At 62.7% G+C, this 21,207-nt stretch carries 15 protein-coding genes; 7 read left to right on the forward strand and 8 right to left on the reverse strand.

The annotated features are described in order from the left end of the window. The first annotated feature begins 122 nt into the window (after positions 1-122). Entirely contained in the window at positions 123-1,616 is a 1,494-nt protein-coding gene (locus K7H91_RS04010; RefSeq protein WP_230718920.1) for an AMP nucleosidase, read from the forward strand. On the opposite strand, the gene K7H91_RS04015 is transcribed toward K7H91_RS04010, so the two are convergent. Continuing rightward, the gene (locus K7H91_RS04015) at positions 1,617-2,522 is read right to left on the reverse strand and encodes a diacylglycerol/lipid kinase family protein (protein ID WP_230718921.1); all 906 of its coding nucleotides are present in this window, start codon (positions 2,520-2,522) and stop codon (positions 1,617-1,619) included. 89 nt (positions 2,523-2,611) lie between these two features. Next, positions 2,612-4,270 (reverse strand): electron transfer flavoprotein-ubiquinone oxidoreductase, encoded by a 1,659-nt coding sequence (locus K7H91_RS04020; protein ID WP_230718922.1) that lies wholly within the window; start codon positions 4,268-4,270, stop codon positions 2,612-2,614. Between the two features lie 230 nt (positions 4,271-4,500). On the opposite strand from K7H91_RS04020, the gene K7H91_RS04025 reads away from it, so the two are divergent. The 3 genes from K7H91_RS04025 to K7H91_RS04035 all read left to right on the forward strand — a co-directional run bounded on the left by K7H91_RS04025 (position 4,501) and on the right by K7H91_RS04035 (position 6,467). After that, the gene (locus tag K7H91_RS04025) at positions 4,501-5,289 is read left to right on the forward strand and encodes an SDR family oxidoreductase (RefSeq protein WP_230718923.1); all 789 of its coding nucleotides are present in this window, start codon (positions 4,501-4,503) and stop codon (positions 5,287-5,289) included. Between the two features lie 10 nt (positions 5,290-5,299). Continuing rightward, entirely contained in the window at positions 5,300-6,130 is an 831-nt protein-coding gene (locus K7H91_RS04030; protein ID WP_230718924.1) for a uracil-DNA glycosylase, read from the forward strand. 145 nt (positions 6,131-6,275) lie between these two features. Then, positions 6,276-6,467: a hypothetical protein gene (locus tag K7H91_RS04035; protein ID WP_155122138.1), complete on the forward strand. Its 192-nt coding sequence runs from the start codon at positions 6,276-6,278 to the stop codon at positions 6,465-6,467. Positions 6,468-6,581: 114 nt separating this feature from the next. Here the strand turns inward: K7H91_RS04035 and K7H91_RS04040 are convergent, their stop codons facing one another. Together K7H91_RS04040 and K7H91_RS04045 are read right to left on the reverse strand one after the other, a co-directional pair. Continuing rightward, entirely contained in the window at positions 6,582-7,871 is a 1,290-nt protein-coding gene (locus K7H91_RS04040; protein ID WP_230718925.1) for a PAS domain-containing protein, read from the reverse strand. A 148-nt stretch (positions 7,872-8,019) separates the two neighbouring features. Continuing rightward, positions 8,020-8,853, reverse strand: coding sequence for a hypothetical protein (locus tag K7H91_RS04045; protein WP_230718926.1), 834 nt, complete (start codon positions 8,851-8,853; stop codon positions 8,020-8,022). Between the two features lie 215 nt (positions 8,854-9,068). On the opposite strand from K7H91_RS04045, the gene K7H91_RS04050 reads away from it, so the two are divergent. Then, positions 9,069-10,349: an MFS transporter gene (locus tag K7H91_RS04050; protein ID WP_230718927.1), complete on the forward strand. Its 1,281-nt coding sequence runs from the start codon at positions 9,069-9,071 to the stop codon at positions 10,347-10,349. Between the two features lie 6 nt (positions 10,350-10,355). Here the strand turns inward: K7H91_RS04050 and K7H91_RS04055 are convergent, their stop codons facing one another. Beyond that, positions 10,356-11,300, reverse strand: coding sequence for a DMT family transporter (locus K7H91_RS04055; RefSeq protein ID WP_230718928.1), 945 nt, complete (start codon positions 11,298-11,300; stop codon positions 10,356-10,358). A 165-nt stretch (positions 11,301-11,465) separates the two neighbouring features. Between K7H91_RS04055 and pepN the strand changes: the two genes are divergently transcribed. Further along, a complete protein-coding gene (gene pepN, locus K7H91_RS04060; protein ID WP_230718929.1) occupies positions 11,466-14,108 on the forward strand; it encodes an aminopeptidase N in 2,643 nt (880 codons plus the stop codon). A gap of 227 nt (positions 14,109-14,335) precedes the next feature. Continuing rightward, on the forward strand, positions 14,336-15,979 hold the full coding sequence (locus tag K7H91_RS04065; protein ID WP_230718930.1) for a PAS domain-containing protein: 1,644 nt from the start codon (positions 14,336-14,338) through the stop codon (positions 15,977-15,979). Positions 15,980-15,985: 6 nt separating this feature from the next. Here K7H91_RS04065 and K7H91_RS04070 read toward each other — a convergent pair whose 3' ends face one another. From K7H91_RS04070 to K7H91_RS04080, 3 genes are read right to left on the reverse strand one after another with little or no spacing between them, the layout of a single operon-like run. Continuing rightward, entirely contained in the window at positions 15,986-18,940 is a 2,955-nt protein-coding gene (locus tag K7H91_RS04070; RefSeq protein ID WP_230718931.1) for a bifunctional [glutamine synthetase] adenylyltransferase/[glutamine synthetase]-adenylyl-L-tyrosine phosphorylase, read from the reverse strand. A gap of 60 nt (positions 18,941-19,000) precedes the next feature. Next, complete coding sequence (locus tag K7H91_RS04075; protein ID WP_230718932.1) at positions 19,001-20,425, reverse strand: sensor histidine kinase; 1,425 nt, start codon at positions 20,423-20,425, stop codon at positions 19,001-19,003. 3 nt (positions 20,426-20,428) lie between these two features. Continuing rightward, entirely contained in the window at positions 20,429-21,118 is a 690-nt protein-coding gene (locus K7H91_RS04080; RefSeq protein WP_330165987.1) for a response regulator transcription factor, read from the reverse strand. Positions 21,119-21,207: the final 89 nt, after the last annotated feature.

Raw genomic sequence — 21,207 nt, forward strand, 5'->3', positions numbered from 1 at the left:
TTCATCCTCTTCGTGTCGTAAAACACCGTCTCAGACGATATAGATCGATATCGAGCCGATAAAAGGCCGGCGGGGTTGCAGCGAATGAGCGCCGGTCGGCAAAGAAATGCAAGGGTGACAATATGCGCGACTACCAACCTTTGGCAGCAAGGATCATCAGCCCGGACCGTCAGGAACCGCAAAGCTTCACGGATGCGCGCGAGGCGGTGAAGGCGCTGCAGGCGCTTTACACGCGCAACACCCGGTTTCTGATCGACGCCTTCGTGGCGCTGGCCGGCGGCGCGCCGATCGAGGGGCGCTACCGCGCCTTTTATCCGCAGATCAGCATCGAGACCGGAAGCTACGGCCTGACCGATTCGCGCCTCTCCTTTGGCCATGTCGCAACGCCCGGGCAATATGCGACCGCGATCAGCCATCCGGACCTGTTCGAGGACTATCTCGTCGCCCAGCTTTCGCTGCTGATCAAGAATCACGGGGTTCCGGTCACCGTTGGCGAATCGGAAACGCCGATCCCGCTCCATTTCGCCTTCGGCGAGAATACCCATGTCGAGGCCGACCTCGCGGCGCTCGCCGATGTTCCGCTGCGCGACATCTTCGACACGCCGGACCTCAACACCACCGACGACCTGATCGCCAATGGCGATTACGAGCCTGAGCCTGGCAAGCCGCAGCCGCTGGCGCCGTTCACGGCGCAGCGCGTCGATTATTCGCTGGCCCGGCTCAGCCATTACACCGCGACCAGTTCGTCGCATTTCCAGAATTTCGTGCTGTTCACGAACTACCAGTTCTATGTCGACGAATTCTGCGCCTTTGCCCGCGAGACCATGGCGAAGGGCGGCGAGGGCTATACGGCCTTCGTCGAACCCGGCAACATCATCACCCGGCCGGGCGAGGTCGAACCGGAAGAAGGGCGCGGCGGACGCATGCCGCAAATGCCGGCATACCACCTGAAGCGCGGCGATAATTGCGGGATCTCGATGGTCAATATCGGCGTCGGCCCCTCCAACGCCAAGACCATCACCGACCATATCGCGGTGCTGCGCCCGCATGCCTGGCTGATGCTCGGCCATTGCGCTGGGCTGCGCAACAGCCAGAAGCTCGGCGATTATGTGCTGGCCCATGCCTATGTCCGCGAGGACCATGTGCTGGACGACGACCTGCCGGTCTGGGTGCCGATTCCGGCGCTGGCGGAAGTGCAACTTGCGCTCGAAGAAGCCGTGGCCGAGGTGACGGGTCTGGAGGGCTATGAGCTGAAGCGGGTGATGCGCACCGGCACCGTCGCAACCATCGACAACCGCAACTGGGAACTTTCCCACCAGAGCGGGCCGGTCAAGCGGCTGTCGCAGTCACGCGCGATAGCGCTCGACATGGAATCGGCGACGATCGCCGCCAACGGTTTCCGCTTCCGGGTTCCCTACGGCACGCTGCTTTGCGTCTCCGACCGTCCGCTGCATGGGGAACTGAAACTGCCGGGCATGGCGACGGCGTTTTACACCACCCAGGTCCGCCAGCACCTCCATATCGGCATCAAGGCGGTGCAGAAGCTCGCGGCGATGCCGCCCGAAAGACTGCATTCGCGCAAGCTCAGAAGCTTTTACGAGACGGCTTTTCAGTAATCAGCGCAGATCGCTGTCGTCGGGCACAAGGACATTGACCGCGCCCGGATGCTGCTCGATCACGGCATGATCGATCACATCGATGAGATCGCCATCAAGCGACTGGTCCATGTCGGAGTCGGCAAAATCGAGCGTGATCCTGTCGGCATCGAACAGCGTGACATGCTCGCTGTCTTCCAGATGGCCAGTCAGATAGTCCATCGCGAACCCGACCACATCGTCGAAATACTCCGCCCTGACCAGATAGACGCCGAGCTTTCCGCCCTGGGGGCTGTCGGAAAAGGGAACGGCGTTGTTGTGAATGCGGTTGTTGGAAATGCCGAGCAGAGCAAATCTGCCCTCGCCATCGCCGTGATCGCTCTGGTACCTAACCTGGACGTTGGGCACCTCTCTCAGCGTATCGATCCAGGCGCGGGTGCTGGCGGATATCTTGCCAAGGCGCGAATCATAGTCGAGCTTTTCGCGGTTCTTGATCATGGTCGCATGGAGGCCGACGGAGAACTGGTGGATGAAGGGCCTGTCGTTGATCGTCGGCATGTCGACGCCCACGGGCCTGCCATTGGCAAGCTCCTGAAGCGCCTCCTCGATATCGAGCGAAATGCCCAGGCTGCGGGCAAACAGGTTCATGGTGCCAGCCGGCACAACGCCGAGCAGCTTGTTCTTGCCGTGCAGGCAACCGGCCGCGAGCGACACCGTGCCATCCCCGCCGCCGACGATCATGCCGTCGAAGCCGGTTCCTTCAGCAATCTTCTCGATCGCCTCCTTCACGTCTTCGCCCGCGACAATATCGCAGTCGAAGTCATGGCCCGCATCTGTGAAAATATTGGTCGCCAGCCTGTGGAACGCGTCCATGTCGGTGGTTTTGAAGGTGCCGCCATCGCGGTTGAAAATGCCCTTGAGATGCATTCGGGTTCCTTGGAAAGGTTGATGCACAATAACGCCGGGCACGTCGCGATGGTTCCGGTCCGGCGCCTTATGGCGCCGGATGCCGTCGGTTACATATTCGGGTAGACAGGGCCCTCACCGCCCTGCGGCGGCACCCAGGTGATATTCTGGTTGGGATCCTTGATGTCGCAGGTCTTGCAGTGAACGCAGTTCTGGGCGTTGATGACGAAGGTTTCCTCGCCATCCTTCTCCACCCATTCATAGACGCCTGCCGGACAGTAGCGGCTGGACGGGCCGGCATAGACCTCGAGTTCGGAGCGCTTCTGGAGCGCCATGTCCTTGACCTTAAGATGGACCGGCTGATCCTCCTCGTGATTGGTGTTGGACAGGAACACCGATGAAAGCCGGTCGAAGGTCAGGACGCCGTCGGGCTTGGGATAATCGATCGGCTTATGCTTGGCCGCGGGCTCCAGCGCCTCGGCATCGGTCTTGCCGTGCTTGATCGTGCCGAACAGCGAGAAGCCGAAGATCGTGTTCATCCACATGTCAAAGCCGCCGAGCGCGATGCCGGCATAGGTTCCGAACTTCGACCAGAGCGGCTTGACGTTGCGAACCCGCTTCAGGTCCTTGCCGATGGCGCTGGCGCGCCAGTCCGCCTCGATCTCGGCGATCTCATCATTGCCGCGGCCGGCCGCCAGCGCCTCGGCAACGCGATCGGCCGCCAGGATGCCGGAGAGCACGGCGTTGTGCGAGCCCTTGATGCGCGGCACGTTGACGAGACCGGCCGAACAGCCGATCAGCGCGCCGCCGGGGAAGGACAGCTTCGGCACCGACTGGTAACCGCCCTCGGTGATTGCCCGCGCGCCGTAGGAGAGCCGCTTGGCACCCTCGAAGGTGGGCGCGATCGCGGCATGGGTCTTGAACCGCTGGAATTCCTCGAAGGGATAGAGATAGGGGTTCTTGTAGTTGAGATGGACGACGAAGCCGACGGCGACCTGGTTGTCCTCGAGGTGATAGAGGAATGAGCCGCCCCCGGTCCTGCCGTCCAGCGGCCAGCCGAAGGAATGCTGCACAAGGCCCGGCTTGTGGTTTTCCGGCTTGACCTGCCAGAGTTCCTTGAGGCCGATACCGAATTTCTGCGGCTCGCGATCAGCATCGAGCTTGAACCTGGCGATCAGCTCCTTGGCCAGCGAACCGCGCACGCCCTCGCCGATCAGCACATATTTACCGTGCAGCTCCATGCCGCGGGTATAATTCGGGCCGGGCGTGCCGTCGCGTTCGACGCCCATGTCGCCGGTCGCGACGCCCTTGACCGCGCCGTTTTCATCGTAAAGCACTTCGGCGGCAGCGAAGCCGGGATAGATCTCGACGCCGAGCGCCTCGGCCTTTTCGCCGAGCCAGCGACAGACATTGCCGAGCGATACGACATAATTGCCGTGATTGTTCATCAGCGGCGGCATCAGAAAGTTGGGCAGCGTGAGCGCACCGGCGGGGCCGAGCAGCAGGAACTGGTCCTTTGTCACCGGCGTCTTGAACGGGTGGTCTTCCTCCTCCCGCCAGCCCGGCAGAAGCCGGTCGATACCCGAGGGATCGACGACCGCTCCGGACAGGATGTGCGCGCCGACTTCCGCGCCCTTTTCCAGCACGACGACGCTGAGGTCCTCGTTGATCTGCTTGAGGCGGATCGCGGCGGCAAGACCGGCGGGGCCCGCTCCCACGATCACCACGTCGAATTCCATGCTTTCGCGTTCCGGTAAGTCTTCGTTCATGCGTATCCTCTTTCCCGGCCGGCCTCGTCCGGCGCGCCGACAAGGTATCGTAATGATTGCAGCATTTTCCAGCGGCAAATGCGGCAAATCTCAATAAAACCGATTTGATAGGCGCGTGTGATAACGTCCGATAGTGATTGAAACACGACGGCGCGAGAGGCTATGGTGCGTTCACCCCGCCGGCCTGATTGGCCGTTCGATCCCATTATGCTGTTCACAAGGAGTTCGCCATGGATCTCGGTATTGCCGACAAGAAGGCCGTTGTACTCGCCTCCTCGCGGGGCCTTGGCGCCGGCATCGCGGAGGCGCTGGCCAAGGAGGGCGCCCATGTGCTGCTGTGCGGGCGGACGGAAGATCGCCTTGCGCAGAACTGCAAGGTGATCAACGACACCACGCCGGGCAAGGCCGATTACGTCATCGCCGATCTCGCCGCCGAAAACGTGGTGGAGACGCTTATGGAAGCGATCGCGGAAAAACTCGGCGGGGCGGACATCCTCGTCAACAATTCCGGCGGGCCGACGCCGGGAACCGTGGCCGACATGACGCCGGAAAAACTCGATCGGTTCTTCAATTCCATGGTCGCGCCGATCATCGCGCTGACCAACCGGCTCATTCCGCAGATGAAGGAAAAGGGCTGGGGCAGGATCGTGACCGTGGCGTCGGGCGGCGTGCAGGAGCCGATCCCTAATCTCGCGCTTTCCAATACGCTGCGCTCCGCCCTTGTCGGCTGGAACAAGACGCTGGCAAGCGAAGTCGCCGCCTCGGGAATCACCGCCAATCTTCTGCTGCCGGGTCGCATCCACACCGACCGCATCGACGAACTGGACCATGCGAACGCCGAGCGCAGCGGCAAGAGCCTTGCCGAGGTGCGCGCGGGAACGCTCAGGGCGATACCCGCGGGCCGGCTGGGACGGGTGGAGGAGTTCGCGGCGGTCGCGGCCTTCCTGTGCTCGCAGCAGGCCAGCTACCTGACCGGCAGCCTCGTGCGCTGCGACGGCGGCGCGACGCGCGGCATCTGACGGGAGCATCATGACCACCGCCAGCGCGCTCACAGCCCGGGAAGCCGCAGCCCTCCTCAGCTTCTACGCCGATGCCGGCGTGGATGCGATGCTGGAGGATGAGGCGACGGACCTGACCCGGCTCGCCGCCGAGAAGGCCGAGGCTGCGCGCGCGGAGCCCGAGCAGCGGGCGGCGGCTAAGACGAAGGCGCGGGCGCCCGATCCACCAAGAACGGCGCCCGCTGTCCAAACCACGATCCCCGATGACAAGGCGGTTTCAGATGCGGGTTTTGCCGCCGAAAGCGCCCGTTCCTTGGCCGAGCTTGCCGAGATCGTCCAGGGGTTCACCGGCTGCAATCTGAAGCAGAATGCCCGATCGACCATTCTTCTTGAAGAGATGCCGGAAAGCGGCATCCTGATGGTTTGCGGTTTCCCCACCGGCGAGGACGACAAGGCGGGCGCCGCTCTTTCCGGACCGGCCGGCGGCTTGTTCGAGCGGATGCTGGCCGCGATCGGGCTGTCGCGCGCCGATGTTGGCGTCACCACCGCGCTGCCGTGGCGCACGCCCGGTGACCGCGCGCCCACCGCCTCCGAGGCGCAGATCTGCCAGCCATTCCTTGAGCGCCAGATCGCGCTCGCGGAACCGAAACTGCTGGTGACGCTCGGCAATTTCGCCTGCCGGATGACGATCGACCCGAACAAGACCGTGTTCGATCTTCGCGGAAGCTGGCACAGAAAAGAGATCGGCGGCCAGAGCTTCGAGACGCTCGTCACCTTCTCCCCCTCCGAACTGCTGGCCGCGCCGAAGAACAAGAAAGAGGCATGGCTGGACCTTCAGGCGCTTCGCGCCCGGCTCGGCTGACCGCCTTTTTCTTCATCAGTTTATTTTCTGTTAATGCCGGCATGCGCCCACCGCATAGCAGCCCTCCGGCAGGTCCCATTGCTGCGATTGCGCGAAACTGAGATAACACATTATGTCTTGGGAGGATCCAAAGGAACCCAGGCAGATGAAACCTTCTGACGATATGGACGCCACTTTGATGCAGAACACACGCCTTTCGCTCGAGCTCGGACGTTCGACCAATGGTTACCATGGCCAGCGCGGCATCGACCGGGCGATTGCCAAGGGTTTTTCCAAGCTCGTCGGTCACCACGATGCCCGCGCGCTGCGGCCCGCGCCGCGCGCGCTCGGAGCCTGAAGAGCGCCCTTCTCCACGGAGAAGCGAGGCCTTCCGCCAAATTTTCAATGCGATATTTCATGACCCGAGAGTCGGCCGAAACGCCGGCTCTTTTTCGTGCGACCCTGGCTTCGCTCAGGCTTCATGCGTGATCTCAACGGTCGTGCCGCTGGATATGCTGGAGCTGATCGAAAAGCCGAGACCGAGCGCCGCAGCCCGCTTCTGGGCCTCCACCAGGCCGGTATGCGAAATGCCGAGCGCGAGTTCCGGCTGCCTGAAGACGGCATCCAGCTCCTGCTCGCTGAGCCCGCGTCCGATATCGACGAATTTGGCGATGAACCCCTCGTGGCCGTGCGGCAACATGTCGATTCTGGCTTCGCAATAGGGCGGCGAGACCGCTATGGCGCGCTCCACCAGATGCTCGAACATCGCAGTGAGCGTATCCTCATCGAGCCGGACATGTTTCTCGCCGTCGTCGATCTCGGTAACGAGCAACAGACTCTCCGAAATCGCTTCGCCGCGGTGGCGATCGATCGCCGAGGACAGGCATTTTGCCGGAGAGATCAGCGGCAGCTCATGGCTGCGTTCCTTCTCGTCTTTGACCGACTCGAATTCCGCATAGATGTCGCGCCGGCCGGGCGCCCAGCTTACCCGCTTCGCTACGTCGCCCGGACCATCAGTCTCAGTCTTCCTGACAGCGCTATCAGCGTTACCTGCGAACCGATCTTCGACGACTTCTGCTTCGCCGTTCCGAACCGGTTGTGGCACCTCGTCCAAGGGCGGCATTTGCCGTGGCGCGGATTGGCTGTCTTCCGCCCGCGCCTGCTGCAGGCTTTGGGTTCCCTGCGCTGCCGCGACGCGCCGGGCGTGGTTGTTCCATGGCATATGGTTGGCAAGCGGCGCGGCCTTTTGCGTTTGCGTGGACAGCTCGGGGCGAGCGCTCTCGCGCGCGGTCTGTTCCCGCCCGAAGTCCGGATCATCCACTCTCGGCATAGACGGTTGGCGCGCAGGGGCGGTCGCAGCAATGGGCGTTGCGACCACGCAAACGCCGTCGCGATGGCGCATCCGGGCAAGAGAAAGATTGACGACGCGCGCGGGCGCGGCGGCCAGATCGGCGCGCACCTCTTCCAGACGGCGGCCCGGTTCGTCGCCCAGGACGCGCGCAAGCGCAAGATCGATCCGCGCCGCTCCATGGGTATCAAACAGAGAGGCAAGCCGCGTGCCGCTCAGGTCGCGCGCCTCGCCGTCCGGTTGGAAAAACGTGATGGCGGCCTCATTGGCAAGTTCGATCACGCCAGCGGCATTCACCAACAGCACGCTTTCAGGCGCCTGGTTGAGCGTCTGCACAACTTGTGCGTTGTCCGCTTTGCGCGGGACCTCGGAATTCATTAAGCGCACCCGATTATCTTCCCAATGCCGGTTCATATTGGCCAGCCTCCAGGGGTTTTCAACCTAGCAGCGGCTTGCCGCAGACAAAAGCCGAAGATTCAGGCTATTATATTACGGTCGCTCGGTAAATTGTGTCTTAAACAACGATTTTCGAAAAAACGCGGTTTTCCGGGCCATGCCCCTCTCAGGCGAAATGCGCGAAGGCTTCGTCGATGTGATGGGATTTTACGGCCTGCCAGCGGCAATATTCGTCGATGAACAGCCTGTCGATCCACATCTCGCTCTCGAACGGCCGGCGGCTCCAGCCGAGAACGCCGATCTCGATGGCCTTGTTCAAAATGCGCTGAAGATGGGTACGCGATATGAAAATCCGCTCGGAAAGACGCCGCGCATTGATCGGCGGTATCAGGTAGCGCTCGCCCTCAGGCGCACCTGCGCCGATCTGCGAGACAATGTGATCCATCACCATCCCACCCGATATCGTGTTCTGCAAAAGAGCGACGCGCGGCGGCGGTTCGCGCCAGGCGGGGTCGTTCAGACAATTCCAGGCAAGGCGCGGCTGGAGTGCAAAGACAATATCCGGCCTTTGCATCAACACCGACGCCCGGTCGCGGCTATCGATGCCATCGAGCATTGCCAGATTGAGCGTTACCCATTCCATCAGCGCCGACTTCACGATCTCGGTGGGCTTCCAGTAACGCGGTCGGAGGCGGCGGCTGTCGGGATCGACTTCAATGAAGCCGTATTGGACGGATTCATTGATGAAGGCGCGAATCGTATTCGGGCTGGCGACCTTGTACGGCGTCAGCACCTCGATCAGACGGTTGACCGTCAGGCCGCCTTCATCGCCCCAGTAGAGCGCCAGCGCCGTCTGGGAAATCAGCCACCGACGCTGGGACGCGAGATTGGCGCCGAGGCGCTGGTTGGTGTGATATACTTCCGCCAGGGCTTCACCATAATATGCAAGTGACGGCAGGAAACTTGGATGCGAACAAATGACGTCAACGGAAAGTGGCATGTCGTAGCTGAACCCGGGCGCATTATCTCGACCGGAGAATATGGTCCGATCGATTCCTTTTTTTGAAAACTTACGGACATCGCGGCCAAAAAGACAGTCACCTTTTCCGGCATGGCGGTTGCGGCATGGCCGGGAAAATCCTATAGGCCGGGCGTTGTCACGGGCCAGTCTCGAAGAGAGCCATCGAAACCCGCAACGGTCGGAGCTGATCGATCATGTTTGCCAGCCTGTTCTCCATCGCCAGCCTGATGCTGTCCACCTTCCTGATGATGGTGGGCTACGGGTTGATGAACTATCTGGTGCCGGTGCGCGCCGTTGCCGAAGGCTGGTCGCCGCTGCTGATTTCGCTGATCGCGACCGGTTACACGGTGGGCTTCACGCTCTCATGCATCGTCACGCCGACGCTTGTGCTGCGGGTCGGCCATGTGCGCGTGTTCGGCGCGTTGATTACGCTTCTGACGGCTGCAATTCTTGCAAGCTCGCTGATGGTGGAATGGCAGGTCTGGATTGCGTTGCGCGCGGTTGCTGGCTTCGCCGTTGCAGGCTGCTATCTGGTGATCGAAAGCTGGCTCAACGAGCGGGTGACCAACGAGACCCGCGGATCGATGTTCTCGGTCTACATGATCGTGACGCTCGGCGGGGCGATTGCCGGGCAGTATCTGGTGCCGCTCGGCGATCCCCGGACGACGACGCTGTTCATCGTCTGCGGGATATTGTTCGCGATCTCAATCCTGCCGACTGCGCTGTCGACGGCGCAATCCCCGGCCCCGATCGCCAAGGTCCAGCTCGGGCTTGGCAAGCTTTACAGCCGCTCACCCGTCGCTTTCATCGGCGCGATCCTGGCCGGCATCCTGTCGGGCACCTGGAGCAGTCTTGGCGGCGTCTATACCACCGGCAGCGGGCTTTCGACCGGACAGGGGGCAACGCTGCTTGCCTGCGTTCTGGCGGGCGGCGCGCTCGGCCAGATCCCGATCGGCAGGATTTCGGACCTGACCGACCGGCGCTACGTCATGGCGGCCTGCGGGGCGGCCGGCGTGGTTTCGGCCTTCGCGATGTTCTTCATGACGCCGCTGACGCCCAATCTGCTCTACATCACCGCCTTCATTGTCGGCTCGATGCTCTATCCGATCTACGCGCTGAACGTGGCCCATGCCAATGACCGCGCCGATCCGAGCGAATATGTCACGATCTCCAGCTCGCTGATGGTGCTTTACGGCCTCGGAACCGTCGCCGGGCCGCTGATCGGCGGCGGCGCGATGGAGCTTGCCGGACCGCGCGGGCTGATGCTCTATCTGGCTGTTGGCTTCGCGATCTACGGCGCTTATGCCGGCTGGCGCGTATGGCGCGGCAACCCGACCGTGCACCCCGATGACCGCGCGGACTTCCATGCGATCGCCGTCCCGATGCGCGGCACGGACCCCGCCGGCAGCATCGCCGTGGATTACGAGGAGGAGTACGATCCTTCGAGTTTCGACGAAAATGCCCGGACGGGATAGAACTGATCAGTTCGGGTTTTGCGAGGATGAGACGCGGCGCAGGTTCCGCCGCTCGAGCCCGAGCTTGTGCTCGCGGTAGATGATGAATATGCCGGCGCCGACGACGATGACCGAGCCCGCCATGGTGTTCAGGGTCGGGATTTCCCCGAAAACGAACAGCGAGATGAATATCCCGAAGATGATCGAGCTGTAATCGAAGGGCGCGATGGTGGAGGCGTCGGCGAAGCGGTAGGATTCGGTCATCATGATCTGCCCGGCGCCGCCGAACAGGCCGGAGGCGATCAGCAGCGCCAGTGGCAGCGCGGCAAGATCGCCCCAGCCGAACGGGAGGGTCGCAAGCGAGATCAGGGCGGCGAAGGTGGAGAAATAGAGCGCGATGGTCGGCCCGGTCTCGGTCACCAGCAGCCTGCGCACCTGCACCATGGCAAGGGCGCCAAGGCAGGCGCCGGCAAGCACCATCACCACCGCCAGCGCCTCCGTCTCGCCGATCCCGCCCTGGCGAAACAGCGTCAGCTTGGGCCAGGAGATGATCAGCACACCGAAAAGCCCGACCACGACCGCCGACCAGCGATAGATCCGCACGACCTCGCCGAGCAGCAGCGCCGCAAACACGACCGAGAGCAGCGGCAGGGCATAGCCGAGCGCGATCACCTCCGGCAGCGGCAGATGCATGAGGCCGTAGAACCCCATGCCCATGGAGGTGATTCCGATAAGACTGCGGACGAAATGTCCGAAGGGGCGCGAAGTTCTGTAGGCGCCCCTCAGTTCACGACGCCAGGCGAGGTAGACGATGATCGGCACGATGCCGAACAGCGAGCGATAGAAGGTCACCTGCCCCGGCGCGATGCCGCTGCCGGCAAGCTTGATGCAGGTCTGCATGCACAGGAAGGCGAGGATTGAAGACAGTTTCAGGATGATCCCGCGCAGGGGATCGTCAGGCGCTTGCGGCATTTTCGGGCATTCTTCACGTTCGGTATCTATAGGACCATCCATAAGCCAGATAGGGCGGGAATGCACAGATTTCCCGCCGCGCGGTCAAAGATTTGCTTTTTTGAACATTCGGCGCTTTCTTAGCGCACAAATCGCTCAGGCGCTGTGAAAGAGAATGAGGCTACAATGCGTAACGACCGGACCGTCTATCTGAAAGACTATCGCCAGACGGACTTCATCATCGAAAGCGTGGATCTGATTTTCGAGCTTGGAGAGGAATTGACGACGGTCGGGTCGCAGATAAGGATGAAGCGCCGCCCGGGCGCCTCGCCCGAAGCCCCGCTCGAATTTGTCGGCGACGGGCTTCAGCTTGCGGGTCTAGCACTTGACGGCAAGCCGCTGCTGCCCGAGCGATACGAATGCACCTCCGACCATCTGACGATCAACGATCTGCCGGCCGACGACGCCTTCACGCTGACAATCAAGACCAATATCAATCCGACCGCCAACACCCAGCTCCTGGGCCTTTACCGCACCAATGGGGTCTATTCGACGCAATGCGAGGCGGAGGGCTTTCGCCGGATCACCTATTTCTACGACCGGCCCGACGTGCTGACCGTCTACACGGTGACCATCATTGCCGACAAGGCGAAGAACCCGCTGCTCCTGTCCAACGGCAACCTTGTCGAGGAACGCGACCTTGGCGATGGCCGGCATCTGGCGAAATGGCACGACCCTTTCAGGAAACCGTCCTATCTGTTTGCGCTGGTGGCCGGCGATCTGGCGATGATCGAGGACCGTTTCACCACCATGTCGGGGCGCGCGGTGACGCTGCGCATCTATGTCGAGCATGGCAAGGCGGAGCGCGCCGACTATGCGATGGACGCGCTGAAGCGCTCGATGAAATGGGATGAGGAACGGTTCGGGCGCGAATACGACCTCGACATCTTCATGATCGTCGCGGTCTCCGACTTCAACATGGGCGCCATGGAGAACAAGGGACTCAACATCTTCAACGACCGGCTGATCCTGGCCGACCCGAAAACGGCCACCGATGACGACTACGCCCGCATCGAGGCGGTGGTGGCGCACGAATATTTCCACAACTGGACCGGCAACCGGATCACCTGCCGCGACTGGTTCCAGCTCAGCCTCAAGGAGGGCCTCACCGTCTACCGCGAGCACGAGTTTTCGGCCGACCAGCGGTCTCGGCCGGTGGTAAGGGTGGATGAAGTCAAGTTCCTGAGGGCGCACCAATTTCCCGAGGATGGCGGCCCGCTCGCCCATCCAGTGCGACCGACGCAGTACATGGAAATCGACAATTTCTACACGACTACCGTCTACGAAAAGGGTTCCGAAGTCAGCCGCATGATCGCGACGCTGCTCGGCGAAGACGGGTTCCGCAAGGGCCTCGACCTGTTCTTCGAGCGCCATGACGGCGGCGCGGTGACGATCGAGGACTATCTGAAATGCTTCGAGGATGCGACCAGCCGGGACCTCTCCCATTTCGCGCTCTGGTACCATCAGGCGGGAACGCCGGTGATCGGAGCGCGCAGTTCCTATGACGCGGCCGAAGGGCGGCTGGAACTCACACTGTCGCAGAGCACCCCGCCCACGCCCGGCGAGAGCGACAAGAAGCCGCTCCACATTCCCCTGCGCGTCGGGCTGATCAGCCCGAATGGCGACGACATGGAGCCATCCGCGGTGAGCGGTGGCGAGCGCACCGGCGATGTGCTGCATCTGACGGAGAGTGAACAGACCTTCGTGTTCGAGGGGCTCGGGGCGAAGCCGGCGATCTCGCTCAACCGCGACTTTTCCGCGCCCGTAAGAGTGCGGTTCGATCAGCCGCGTGAGGATCGGCTGAAAATCGCGGGCGCGGAAAGCGACCTTGTGGCGCGCTGGGATGCGATCAACGGGCTGGCGCTGGAGGTGCTTGTCCACGCCACGGCGGCAGTGAGGGCCGGACGGACCGTCGATACCGACAGCGCCCTCGCCTCGATCCTGATCGAGACGGCGGAGGACAGCGGCCTTGAACCGGCTTTCCGCGCTCTGGCGCTGACGCTGCCGAGCGAACTCGATATCGGCCGCGAGATCGGCGAAGACGTGGATCCGGATGCTATCCACCTTGCCCGCAAGGCGGTGTTTTCCGCGATCGCCAATTCCGGGCGCGCATCATTCGCCAGGCTCGTGGAGGAATTGCGGGAGGACAACGGCTTCAGCCCGGATGCGGACAGTGCGGGACGCCGGGCGCTTCGTAACACGGCGCTCGCCTATCTCGCCGAGGCCGAGAAATCGCCGCTGCCGGCCCGACAGGCCTATGACGCGGCAACCAACATGACGGACATGATTGCAGCGCTTCGGATACTGGCGCATCAGTTTCCGGGTAGTGCGGAAACCAGCGCCGTGCTCGCCGATTTCCGGCAGCGTTTCGACGGCGAGCCGCTGGTGCTCGACAAATGGTTTACCGCCCAGGCGACCGTGCCCGGCGAAGCCACGCTGGACCGGGTGGCCGAACTGATGGGCGATCCGGCATTCGATGAGGGCAATCCCAACCGCGTTCGCGCGCTGATCGGCGCTTTCGCCTCTTCCAATCCCACAGGGTTCAACCGTCCGGATGGCGCCGGCTACCGGTTCTTCGCCAATTTCATCCTCGCCACGGACCCGCGCAATGCCACGCTCACGGCGCGGATGATGACGGCGATGCGGTCGTTCCAGTCGCTTGAAGCCGGCCGGCGCGAGAAGGCGCGGGCGGAGATTGAACGCATTGCTGGCCAGGAAGACCTTTCCCGCAACCTGCGCGATATCGTCAACCGCATGTTGAAAACCTGACGAAGGGCTTGCAAAAAAGTGCGTTCGGAGTCCTTGCCTTCGTAACCCATAACGCTAGCGCGCCGCCAATAGCGGGATGCCGGGAGGACCGCGAACACAAAAAAGCCTTTTTATGCTTATGGTTAACAAAAGGTTCCCTATGGGCGCTGGACAAGCCGAATCACGTTTGATTCACTAGGGCAGATTCGCAAAGGCGGTTTGCCGAATCACACGAGGGAACCAGACCAATGAAGAGATCGGACATGTGGGAACGCCCCACAGTCAACGGGAAGTTGCGCGCTCATGCGGGGACACAGCGGGTTCTCACCGCGGCGCAGCAGACGGGATTTGTCGGCCTCGGCGGCTTCGGTTTGCTTGAGCGGCCGGCCATCGAACGGATCCTGAAGAAGTCGATTCCCCTTCTCATCATTGCCTTTCTCATCAGCGTGGCGGCGGCGCGCGGTCTGTCGCTGATGTCGAGCCATGAACGGATGGAAGAGGCCGTCCGCCAGGCGACCGAGTTGACGTCGGCCATGGCGCTCGCCTCGCTTGAGGACGAGCCGCGGCTTTTCGATCCGGCCAGTGCGGCCGAAACCGCCCGGGAGTTGAACGCGCTTGTCGCAGCCGGTTCCGACACCGACCTGGTGGTGATCGACACCGCTGGCACTGTTCTGGCGGCGACCGGCGCCAGCGAGAGCCTGACCGGACGCCCGCTCGCCGCCGTCTTTCCGGAACTGACCTCCGCGCGCCCCAGCCGCTCTTCAGGCGGCGTCGTGGAAACGCATATCAATGGCGTACCGTATCAGGTCTCTATGCATCTGGCGGGCAGCGATGGTGGTATGGTGATCGCGCTGCATTCAATGCAGGCAATGAACGCCCTGTGGCGGGCGGAAATCAATCTCAATGTCACGCTGTTTGCGGCGATGGCGCTGCTGCTTCTGGTGGTGGTCTACGCCTATTACGCACAGCTCAACCGCGCCGATCACACAGCCGAACTGATGCTGGAAAACGAAGCGCGGCGCGACGGCATGCTGGCCAATGGCGAAACGGGCCTCTGGTCATTCGATCCGCAGACCGGCCTTACCTTTCTGGATGGCTCCGCCGCATTGGCGCTCGGCCTGGGCTCTGCGCCGCGGAAACTTGACCACAGGCAAATGCTTACGCTGATCCATCCCGACGATCGCGCCGGCTTCTTCCGCAGGTTTGCGCCGGCGGACACCGGGCTGATTGAGGCGAGTTTCCGCATCCGCCAGCATGACGGTCGCTACACCCGAATCGATATCCGCGCCCATGCCGGCCAGACCAACGGCAGGCTCGCGGTCAGCGGCACGGCGATCCGTACGGCCAGCGCGAGCCGGCGGGAAGTCGAGACGGCCACGAGGCGCGCAAGCCTCTATCAGGCCGCCTTCGACGCCATGCCGCAGGCATTGGCGCTCTGGGGCAAGGACGGACGCCTTGAGCTTGCAAATGCAAGTTTCGCCGCAGCCTATGGCGTGGAGGGCAGCGCCCGTCACGACAGCCTTGTCGCCGACGATGCCGTGGTGGTCCGCCGGATTTGCGGCGACGACGCCGTGTCGAGCGAGGTCAGAACGCCGGCCGGACACTGGCAGGCGGTGAGCGAAAGCCGGCTGCCGGATGGCGCGCTGCTGACCGTCGGCTCCGACATCACCGCATTCAAGAGCGATGAATGCCGCCTTCAGGGCGAACAGGCCAGGCTGCGCGAAAAGGTCGCCGCCCTTGCCGCCGCGCGCCGCAGGCTGGAGCTGAAATGCGCCGCGCTCAACCGGGCGCTCGGCCGCGACATCCCGGTTCGCTACGATCCAGAAGGCGAGCTTTCGTCCGAAAGGACCAACCGCACAGCGGGGACGATCATCCGCAGGACCGTAGCGTAACGCCGGTCACGCCAGCGGCAAAAGCTTTTTGAAGATCGCGCGCACCTCATCAGCCGTATCGGTGATCAGCGCTTCCAGCGCTTCGATATCAGGGCAATCCGACAATTTGCAAAGCCGGTCCAGAAGCCCCGCTGGCGCGGTATCGGGCTTGAAGCCGGTGTTCAGGCAGGCGCGCGTGAGCTGGGCAATATCGGTGTAAAGCGCGAGCGCCTTTCGGCAGGCTTCCAGATCGCCCGCATTCATGAACTCCGGCCCGAACCGCACCAGCACGTCATCCGTGCTCATCGCCTCGCCGCCGCCAGCCTTTTCGCGCGGCTGGTCGGAGCCGAGGTGGCAGAACTGGGCGATGAATTCGATATCGACCAGCCCGCCCGCTATCAGTTTCAGATCCCAGATGCTCTTGGCCGGTTTGTCGCGCTCGATCCTGGCCCGCATTTCCGCGATATCGCGCGCGAGCTCTGCCCGGTCGCGCGACTTTACCAGAACCGCGTCAATGACAGCGGCCGCATCCTTCATCAGTGATGCATCACCGCACAGCGGATGGGCGCGCGACAACGCCATATGCTCCCAGGTCCAGGCGTCGTTGAGCTGATACTTCTCGAAAGCCGCCAGACGGGTGGCGAGAGGCCCGGCATTGCCGGAGGGCCTCAGCCGCATATCAACCTCGTAGAGCACGCCTTCGGCGGTCGGCGCGCTGAGCGCGGCCACCAGCCGTTGGGTCACGCGCCCGAAGTAACGCGGCGCGTCGAGCGATTTCGGGCCGTCGGAGGAGCCGAGCGGGTCTTCACAGTCGTAGAGCACGATCACATCGACGTCCGAGCCGGCGGTCAGTTCCGCGCTGCCGAGCTTGCCCATGGCAAGCACAGCGACCCGCTGCCCCTCAAGCCTGCCGTGGGATTGTTCGATTTCGGACAGCACGCCGGCCAGCGCCTCATCGATCGCGAGCGTGGCCAGCACGGTCAACGCCCGGCCGGCGGCGAAACCACCGGTCGCGCCGGTCAAAAGACGGATGCCGATGAGGAAGCGCTGTTCGGCGGTGAATATCCTGAGGCGATCGAGCCGCTCCTCATAGATTTCCGCGCCGGCCATGAATGCCTCAAGGCGGCCAGCAAGATAATCGCGCGTGGGAATTTCGGTCAGCAGCGCCGGATCGAGCATGCCATCGACGATATGGGCGCGCGCCGCGATAATCTCGGCAAGGCGCGGGGCGGCGGACATGATCTCGACGAACAGCAGAAGCAGGTTGGGATTGCTCTTGAGCAGCGAGAAAAGCTGAATGCCCGCCGGAAGGCCGGAAAGGAAACGGTCAAACCGCAGCAGCGCCTCATCCGCGCGGCGGCTGGCGCCGAAGGCTGCCAGCAGATCGGGCATGATCTCGGTCAGTCGCTGGCGGGCCTTGGTGCTCTGGGTGGCGCGGTAGCGGCCGTAATGCCAGGTGCGGATGATGCGCGCGATATCGGCCGGCCGCTCGAAGCCCAGTTTCGAAAGCGTCTCGAGCGTGCCGGGATCATCGTCCTCGCCGGTGAAGACGAGATTGCCGGTCTCGCCCGAAAGCGTCAGTTCCCGCTCGAACAGGCGGGCATAGCGCTTCTCGACGGTCTTCAGGTTCGCCACCAGCGCCGTTGCAAAGTCCTCGGTCGTCTCGAACCCGCTCATGCGGGCGATCCGCAGCAACTCGCCATCATCCTCCGGGAGAATATGAGTTTGCTCATCGCGCACCATCTGGATGCGATGCTCGACATTGCGCAGGAACCAGTATGAAGCCTTCAGTTCATCGGCCGTCTGCCTGTCGACCCATCGCGCCTCGCACAAAGCGTCGAGGGCATCGACGGTGCGGCGGCAGCGCAGTTGCGGCATGCGCCCGCCGGCGATCAGTTGCTGGGTCTGGGCAAAGAACTCGATCTCCCGAATGCCGCCGCGCCCCAGCTTGACGTTGTGGCCGTGCACGGCCACGAGGCCGAACCCCTTGTGCGCGTGGATCTGCCGCTTGATCGAATGAATATCGGCAATCGCCGCATAATCGAGATATTTGCGGAAGATGAAGGGCGCCAATTCGGCGAGAAACGCCTCGCCGGCGGCGATATCGCCCGCGATCGGCCTTGCCTTGATATAAGCGGCGCGCTCCCAGTTCTGGCCGCGGCTTTCGTAGTAAAGCAGGGCCGCCTCAACAGGGATGGCGAGCGGCGTGGAGCCGGGGTCCGGCCGCAGGCGTAGATCCGTGCGAAACACATAGCCATCGCCCGTGCGCTCCTGCAGGATGCGCACAAGCCGCCGCATCAGCTTGGGAAACAGCTCCCGCGCATCGTCGGGATCTTTGATGATCGCCGCCTCGGGATCGAAGAAGACGACGATATCGATGTCGGAGGAGTAGTTGAGCTCGTTTGCGCCAAGCTTGCCCATGCCAAGCACGACAACGCCGGAGTTTTCCGAAGGGGTGTCCTGAGAGGATGGCGGCCTGATCTTGCCGTCGCCGGCGGCCGAGACGAGCAGATGGTCGAGCGTGGCGGCAACGGCGGCGGAGGCAAAACGGCTCAGGAGATCAGTGGTGACTTCGGCCGGGAATATGCCGCCGAGATCGGCGAGCGCGGTGAGGAAGGCCACACGCTGCTTGGACTGGCGAAGCCGCGTCATGATCTCGCCATCGCCCTGAGAACCGCCTTCTACACTCCAGGCCTTGCGCACCTGTTCGATTTCAGTCTCGATCTGCCGCCGGATCGGCTCATCGACCTTTGAAAGCAGTTCGGGCCGGGAGCGGAAGGCGTCATGGAGAAAAGGTGAGAGCGTGAAGGCGGCCGCTAGAAAGGCGGTCAACGGGGCCTCGGCATCGGCGAGGACGGCCGGAAGTCCGTGGCTTTCGACCGCTTCGGCAAGTTCCGCTGCCGCTTCCCTTGCCGCCGCCTCATCCAGCGCAAAGATGCGCCCCGCCGCACTGTCGGCCAAGCGACCTTCGGTCTCCTGCATAGCTTCCTCCGCAACTTCTTTTCTCCGCCTTAGCATTGACGGAGCGGAAGCAAAAGCCGCTCAGCGCGAACGATTGGGGGTGAGAGGGAAGCGAAGGAGCGCGGCAAGGCCGCCATAACCCGGAACATACTCACCGGCCTCGGCGAGCACGAACTTGCCGCCATGCATATCGGTCACCGCATCCACCATGGAAAGGCCCAGACCGGTGCCCGGCTTGGTGCGGCTTTCATCGAGGCGGAAAAATCGCCTTTTGACATCCTCGATGCGATTGGCGGGGACGCCCGGCCCGTTGTCGGCAACCATGAACACGGCATCCGCGCCCTCGCGTTTGAGCGACAGGTAGATGCGCGGCTCGTTTTCCGAGGCCGACGCGTATTTAATGGCATTGTCGAGAAGATTGAAGATCGCCTGCCCGATCAGTTCCCGGTTGCCGTTGACCGAAAGGTCGTGCTCGATCGCGATCTCCAGCGACATGCCAGCCTCTTCTGCCACCGGGCCGTAAAGCTCTGCGCTGTCCTCAACGATCGCGGAAAGGTTGACCGGCGACATCTCCGCCGCGACCGCGCCCGCTTCAACGCGCGAGATCATCAACAATGCATTGAAGGTTCGGATAAGCTGGTCTGACTCGGCGATAATGCCTTCGAGCGAGGTGCGCCGCTCCTCCGGGTCCTCGGCGGCGGCGGCATCGGCTGCCTTGTTGCGAAGGCGGGTGAGCGGGGTCTTGAGGTCGTGGGCGATGTTGTCGGAAACCTGCCTCAACCCTTCGTTGAGACGGACGATACGGTCCAGCATCAGGTTCAGCGAATTGGAGAGCCGGTCGAATTCATCGCCGGAACCGGTTACGGGAAGGCGCTGGGAGAGATCGCCGGCCATGATCTTGCCGCTCGCCGCCGACATCCTGTCCATGCGCTTCAGCGCGTTGCGCCCGATGGCAAACCAGATCACCAGCGCCCCGACGCCCATGATGATCAGCGCCAGCAGCAAGGCCTGCCGGACGACGATGTGAAGCCGTTCGGGATCGCCCAGATCCCGGCCGATCATCAGTTTCATGCCGTTGTCGAGCACGATCACATAGCCAATCGCGTGGCTGTAGCGGTCGCCCTTGTTGTTTTCGGCAAAGCCTTCATAGCGAAAAGGCGTATCGAGCCAACCCGCATTGTCCAGGACACCGGGCTGGAGCGAGGCCACGTTGCTTGCCAGGATTTCGCCCTGCGGACTGGCGATAACATAGAGATTGGCGCCGGGCTGGCGGGCGCGCCGTTCGATCGTGTTGAACAGCCGGCGAATCCCGCCGCTTTCAAACGCGGCATCGAGCTGGGCAATCTCGCGATGGAGCGAATCCCGCATCTGCCGCTCCACCAGACTTTCGGAGACGGCGGTGACATAAAACACCATCACCGCGGCACAGAGCCCGAACAGCAGAATGTAGACGGCGGAGAGGCGCACCGCCGTCGACTTGAACAGAAGCTTCAGCCGCTCCTTCATGCGTTACGCGTCATGCTTGATCATGTAGCCGGAGCCGCGAATAGTCTTCAGCAGGGGCTTGTCGAAATCCTTCTCGATTTTCGAACGCAGGCGCGAAACATGAACATCGATCACATTGGTCTGCGGATCGAAATGATAATCCCAGACATTTTCCAGAAGCATGGTGCGGGTAACGACCTGACCGGCATTCTTCATCAGATATTCCAGCAGGCGATATTCGCGCGGCTGGAGCGTGATCTCGCGGCCTGCGCGTCGCACCTCGTGTGAAAGACGGTCGAGCTCCAGATCGCCGACCTTGTAGAGCACATCCTGATCCGGCGCGCCCTTGCGCCGGCCGAGCACTTCGACGCGGGCGAGAAGTTCGCTAAAGGCATAAGGCTTGGGGAGGTAGTCGTCGCCCCCTGCCCTGAGGCCGGTCACCCGGTCATCGACCTGACCGAGCGCGGACAGAATCAGCACCGGCGTATTGATGCCGCGCGCCCTCAGCGCCGAAATAACCGACAGCCCGTCGCGACGCGGCAACATGCGGTCGACGACAAGGACGTCGTATTCATTCTCGCTGGCCATGAACAGGCCGCTTTCGCCATCGCCGGCATGCTCACAGGCAATGCCGGCCTCGCGAAAGGCCTTGGTCAGATAGGCGGCCGCCTCCAGATCGTCTTCGATGACAAGAACACGCATGCCGGGGACCATATCGCCATCGGCCTCGGTGTGACAAGCAGGCTCAACCGGCTCTTTGGAAAACATCTGACGTCTCCTGAAACGGAAAAGGCGCATGCTTC

The organism is Martelella mediterranea (assembly GCF_021021415.1).
Lineage (GTDB): Bacteria > Pseudomonadota > Alphaproteobacteria > Rhizobiales > Rhizobiaceae > Martelella > Martelella mediterranea_C.

Bases quoted from the DNA above. Each gene is read 5' to 3' on its own strand.
- K7H91_RS04010 (WP_230718920.1), top strand. From the start codon at position 123: ATGCGCGACTACCAACCTTTGGCAGCAAGGATCATCAGCCCGGACCGT.
- K7H91_RS04015 (WP_230718921.1), bottom strand. From the start codon at position 2,522: ATGCATCTCAAGGGCATTTTCAACCGCGATGGCGGCACCTTCAAAACC.
- K7H91_RS04020 (WP_230718922.1), bottom strand. From the start codon at position 4,270: ATGAACGAAGACTTACCGGAACGCGAAAGCATGGAATTCGACGTGGTG.
- K7H91_RS04025 (WP_230718923.1), top strand. From the start codon at position 4,501: ATGGATCTCGGTATTGCCGACAAGAAGGCCGTTGTACTCGCCTCCTCG.
- K7H91_RS04030 (WP_230718924.1), top strand. From the start codon at position 5,300: ATGACCACCGCCAGCGCGCTCACAGCCCGGGAAGCCGCAGCCCTCCTC.
- K7H91_RS04035 (WP_155122138.1), top strand. From the start codon at position 6,276: ATGAAACCTTCTGACGATATGGACGCCACTTTGATGCAGAACACACGC.
- K7H91_RS04040 (WP_230718925.1), bottom strand. From the start codon at position 7,871: ATGAACCGGCATTGGGAAGATAATCGGGTGCGCTTAATGAATTCCGAG.
- K7H91_RS04045 (WP_230718926.1), bottom strand. From the start codon at position 8,853: ATGCCACTTTCCGTTGACGTCATTTGTTCGCATCCAAGTTTCCTGCCG.
- K7H91_RS04050 (WP_230718927.1), top strand. From the start codon at position 9,069: ATGTTTGCCAGCCTGTTCTCCATCGCCAGCCTGATGCTGTCCACCTTC.
- K7H91_RS04055 (WP_230718928.1), bottom strand. From the start codon at position 11,300: ATGCCGCAAGCGCCTGACGATCCCCTGCGCGGGATCATCCTGAAACTG.
- pepN (WP_230718929.1), top strand. From the start codon at position 11,466: ATGCGTAACGACCGGACCGTCTATCTGAAAGACTATCGCCAGACGGAC.
- K7H91_RS04065 (WP_230718930.1), top strand. From the start codon at position 14,336: ATGAAGAGATCGGACATGTGGGAACGCCCCACAGTCAACGGGAAGTTG.
- K7H91_RS04070 (WP_230718931.1), bottom strand. From the start codon at position 18,940: ATGCAGGAGACCGAAGGTCGCTTGGCCGACAGTGCGGCGGGGCGCATC.
- K7H91_RS04075 (WP_230718932.1), bottom strand. From the start codon at position 20,425: ATGAAGGAGCGGCTGAAGCTTCTGTTCAAGTCGACGGCGGTGCGCCTC.
- K7H91_RS04080 (WP_330165987.1), bottom strand. From the start codon at position 21,118: ATGGTCCCCGGCATGCGTGTTCTTGTCATCGAAGACGATCTGGAGGCG.